Origin of the sequence: Rhodopseudomonas sp. B29, from assembly GCF_000333455.1 — a bacterium.
Lineage (GTDB): Bacteria > Pseudomonadota > Alphaproteobacteria > Rhizobiales > Xanthobacteraceae > Rhodopseudomonas.
On sequence record NZ_BADD01000397.1, the window covers coordinates 1 to 3,621 of the forward strand.

Annotated in this window: 2 protein-coding genes and 2 pseudogenes; 3 read left to right on the forward strand and 1 reads right to left on the reverse strand. The window is 66.7% G+C overall.

Annotated features, from left to right (window positions below; genetic code table 11):
- Positions 1–917, forward strand: a pseudogene (locus I5M_RS29775) (DNA mismatch repair protein MutL); the annotation flags it as partial.
- Between the two features lie 326 nt (positions 918–1,243).
- Here I5M_RS29775 and I5M_RS29780 read toward each other — a convergent pair.
- A pseudogene (locus I5M_RS29780) lies at positions 1,244–2,355 on the reverse strand (branched-chain amino acid aminotransferase).
- A 282-nt stretch (positions 2,356–2,637) separates the two neighbouring features.
- Between I5M_RS29780 and I5M_RS14130 the strand changes: the two are divergent.
- Both I5M_RS14130 and I5M_RS14135 read left to right on the forward strand, forming a co-directional pair.
- The gene (locus I5M_RS14130; RefSeq protein ID WP_031336376.1) at positions 2,638–3,198 is read left to right on the forward strand and encodes a MarR family winged helix-turn-helix transcriptional regulator; all 561 of its coding nucleotides are present in this window, start codon (positions 2,638–2,640) and stop codon (positions 3,196–3,198) included.
- Positions 3,195–3,621, forward strand: a 427-nt coding sequence (locus tag I5M_RS14135) for a response regulator transcription factor (protein ID WP_031336378.1), incomplete at its 3' end; no start/stop codon positions are given. The genes I5M_RS14130 and I5M_RS14135, both read left to right, overlap by 4 nt.

The window sequence follows — 3,621 nt, forward strand, 5'->3', positions numbered from 1 at the left end:
ACGCTGGACTCGCGCGAAGTCGACGCCAATGTTCATTCGGCCAAGACCGAAGTCGCTTCCGCAATGCCGGCCTGGTCCGCGCCCTGATCGTGCACGCGCTGAAGGACGGGCTGGCGCGCGAAGGCCGCCGCACCGCTGCCAACAGCGCCAGCAGCGTGATCTCGAATTTCCGGCCGATGTCGATGCCGGCGGCGAACTGGGACTGGCGAAGTTCGCCGTCCTATCCGGTCGGCGGCAGTGCGGTGCCGTCGTTCGCCGAGCCTTCGCAGGCGGGGTTCGACGTCGGCGCGCCGAGCGCCGATATCCGTCCGCACGAGATCGCGCCGGATCTGCTCGACCGCCCGCTCGGCGCGGCGCGGACGCAGATCCACGAAACCTATATCGTTTCGCAGACGCGTGACGGCCTGATTGTCGTCGATCAGCATGCCGCGCACGAGCGCATCGTCTATGAGCGGCTGAAAGCGTCGCTCGAGCAGAACGGCGTGCAGCGCCAGATCCTGCTGATCCCCGACATCGTCGAGATGGACGAGGCGACGGTCGAACGCTTAGTTGCGCGCGGCGAGGAGCTGGCGAAGTTCGGCCTGGTGATCGAAAGCTTCGGTCCCGGCGCCGTGGCGGTGCGCGAGACGCCGTCGCTGCTCGGCAAGACCGACGCGGGCGGGCTTTTGCGCGATCTCGCCGAGCACATGGCCGAATGGGACGAAGCGCTGCCGCTGGAGCGCCGCCTGATGCACGTCGCCGCCACCATGGCGTGCCACGGCTCGGTCCGCGCCGGCCGCGTGCTCAAGCCCGAAGAGATGAACGCGCTGCTCCGCGAAATGGAAGCCACCCCCAACTCCGGCCAATGCAACCATGGCCGTCCGACCTACGTCGAACTGACGCTGACCGACATCGAGAAGCTGTTCGGACGGAGGTAGTTGGAGTGTAGCGCACGGCGCGCGCCCCAAGCACAACGCGCTCCCTCTCCCGCCTGCGGGAGAGGGCTGGGGTGAGGGCGACGCAGGCAGTGAGCCTGCTACTCGCCGCACCGCCGTGGCCCTCACCCGTCCCGGCTTCGCTGCGCTACGCCGAGCCGACCTCTCCCGCAAGCGGGAGAGGTTAGGCTTTCCCCGTCATTCCGGGGCGCGCGTAGCGCGAACCCGGAATCTCGATGTTGTTGCGAAGGCGAGATTCCGGGTTCGCTCACTGCGTGAGCGCCCCGGAATGACTCGTGGTGAGGGGCGTTGCTCGAACTAAGCGCCCCTCAAAACACCTTCCGGATCCACTTATGCGTATCCGGCGCCCGTCCATACTGGATATCAACAAGCTGCTGGCGCAAGCCCATCGCGACTTCGCCGGCTTTGCCACCGCTAATCTCAAAGTCGCCGCTCGCCGAGCACACCTTGCCGATCGGCGAGATCACCGCCGCGGTGCCGCAGGCGAAGGCTTCCTTGAGCTTGCCGCTGGCCGCGTCGGCGCGCCACTGGTCGATCGTGTAGGCCTCCTCGCGGACGGTACGGCCGGCTTCGCGGGCCAGCGCGATGATCGAGTCGCGGGTGATGCCGGGCAGGATGGTGCCGAGCGGCGGCGTCGACAGCGAGCCGTCCTCGAACACGAAGAACACGTTCATGCCGCCGAGCTCTTCGATGTACTTGCGCTGCACCGCGTCGAGGAACACCACCTGGTCGCAGCCCCGGTCGATGGCTTCCGCCTGGGCGCGCAGCAATGCCGCGTAGTTGCCGCCGCACTTCACCGCGCGGGTGCCGCCGATGGCGGCCCCCGTGTAATTCTCCGACACCCAATCGACACCGGGGCCGGACCGCCCTTGAAGTACGAGCCGACCGGCGAGGCGATCACCGCGAAGATGTACTCCGCCGACGGCTTGACGCCGAGGAACACTTCGCTGGCGATCATGAACGGGCGCAGATACAGGCTGCCTTCGCCGCCCGGAATCCAGTCGCGGTCGATCTTCACGACCTGCTCCACGGCCTCGACGAACACCGCCTCGGGCACCGCCGGCATCGCCATGCGGTCGGCGCTGTCGCGGAAGCGGCGCGCGTTGGCGTCGGGGCGGAACAGGTTCACGCCGCCGTCGGCGCGCTTATACGCCTTCAGGCCCTCGAAGATTTCCTGCGCGTAGTGCAGCACGGCGGTCGCCGGATCGAGCGAGAAATTGGCGCGCGCGTCGACGCAGGCGTTGCTCCAGCCGTTGGCCGAGTCGTAGCGGACGATCGCCATGTGATCGGTGAAGGCGCGGCCGAAGCCGAGATTGGCGAGCTTGGCGGCGCGCTCCGCTTCCGGCAGCGGGTTGGCGCAGGGCTTGATGGCGAAGTCCAGCCACAGTGAGCCGTCGGCCTTGTCGAACGAGATTCCCATCGATCTGTCTCCTGATCGGCGCGCCTCACGCGGGTGGCCGTCGTCGTCGGGACGGGCACGCAATGCCCGCCACCGTGAGGGGTGGCCTCCCGGGCGCGCCGGGAGACATGCTTTGGCGGAAAGCGCGAAGTCCGCTATGTTTCGGCCGAGCCGTCCGACCATTGCACGCCAGCCGCCGCGTCGCATTCCTTATCGGACTGCAAGGGTCGAAGCCGCAAGCCGTATAGTCGAATATTTCGTCTTGGCTGGCGGTTTTGTAACATAAAGACCGTATATGTCAACATGGCTGACATAAATTTCAAAGACCCTGTGGGCGGCCCTGCCGTTGCCACACGGCCATCCGCGGCCCGTCAGGCAGGCCCCGATGAGCCGCGCTGGGACATCATCGAGCTGCTGTTCTTCGCCTATCGGGACTTCGTCGGCGATGCCGACCATGTGCTGGAGACCTTCGGCTTCGGCCGGGCGCATCACCGCGTGGTGCATTTCGTCTGCCGCTATCCAGGGCTGACGGTGGCGGATCTGCTCGACGTGCTGCGCATCACCAAGCAGTCGCTCAGCCGGGTGCTGAAGCAGCTGCTCGACGAGGGCTACATCGTGCAGAAAGCCGGCGACAGCGACCGCCGCCAGCGCCTTCTTTTCGCCACCGCAAAGGGCGAGGCGCTGGTGGAGAAACTGGCCCGGCTGCAGACCGACCGCATCGCCCACGCGCTGCGCGATCTCGGTCCGGGTGGCGGCGAGGCGGTGGGGAAATTCCTCCGCGCCATGATCGACCGTGACGATCCCGACAAAGTACTTCAGACGATCCTGCAGGGCGACGCCAGCGTGAAGGACATCGCAACGTGATCCAGCTTGCTACTTTGGCGAAGAAGCCCGTCCGCCCCGCCGACGACGCGCCGCATCTGCTGCTCGTCGACGACGACCGCCGTATTCGCGATCTGTTGTCGCGCTTCCTCGCCTCCGAGGGCTATCGGGTCACCACGGCGCAAAGCGTGCGCGACGCCCGCGCCAAGCTCGCCGGCCTCAACTTCGATCTCTTGATCCTCGACGTGATGATGCCGGGCGAGACCGGCTTCGATCTGGCGCGCTCGATCCGCCTGACCTCGCAGGTGCCGATCGTGATGCTGACGGCGCGCGCCGAGGCCGACAATCGCATCGAGGGATTGTCGCTCGGCGCCGATGACTATGTCTCCAAGCCGTTCGAGCCGCGCGAATTGCTGCTGCGGATCTGCAATATCCTCAAGCGCACCTCGCCGGCGCCGGACATCA

What these genes read in the sequence shown, in the direction of transcription:
- I5M_RS14130 (WP_031336376.1), top strand. Translation starts at nt 2,638, where the DNA reads ATGGCTGACATAAATTTCAAAGACCCTGTGGGCGGCCCTGCCGTTGCC.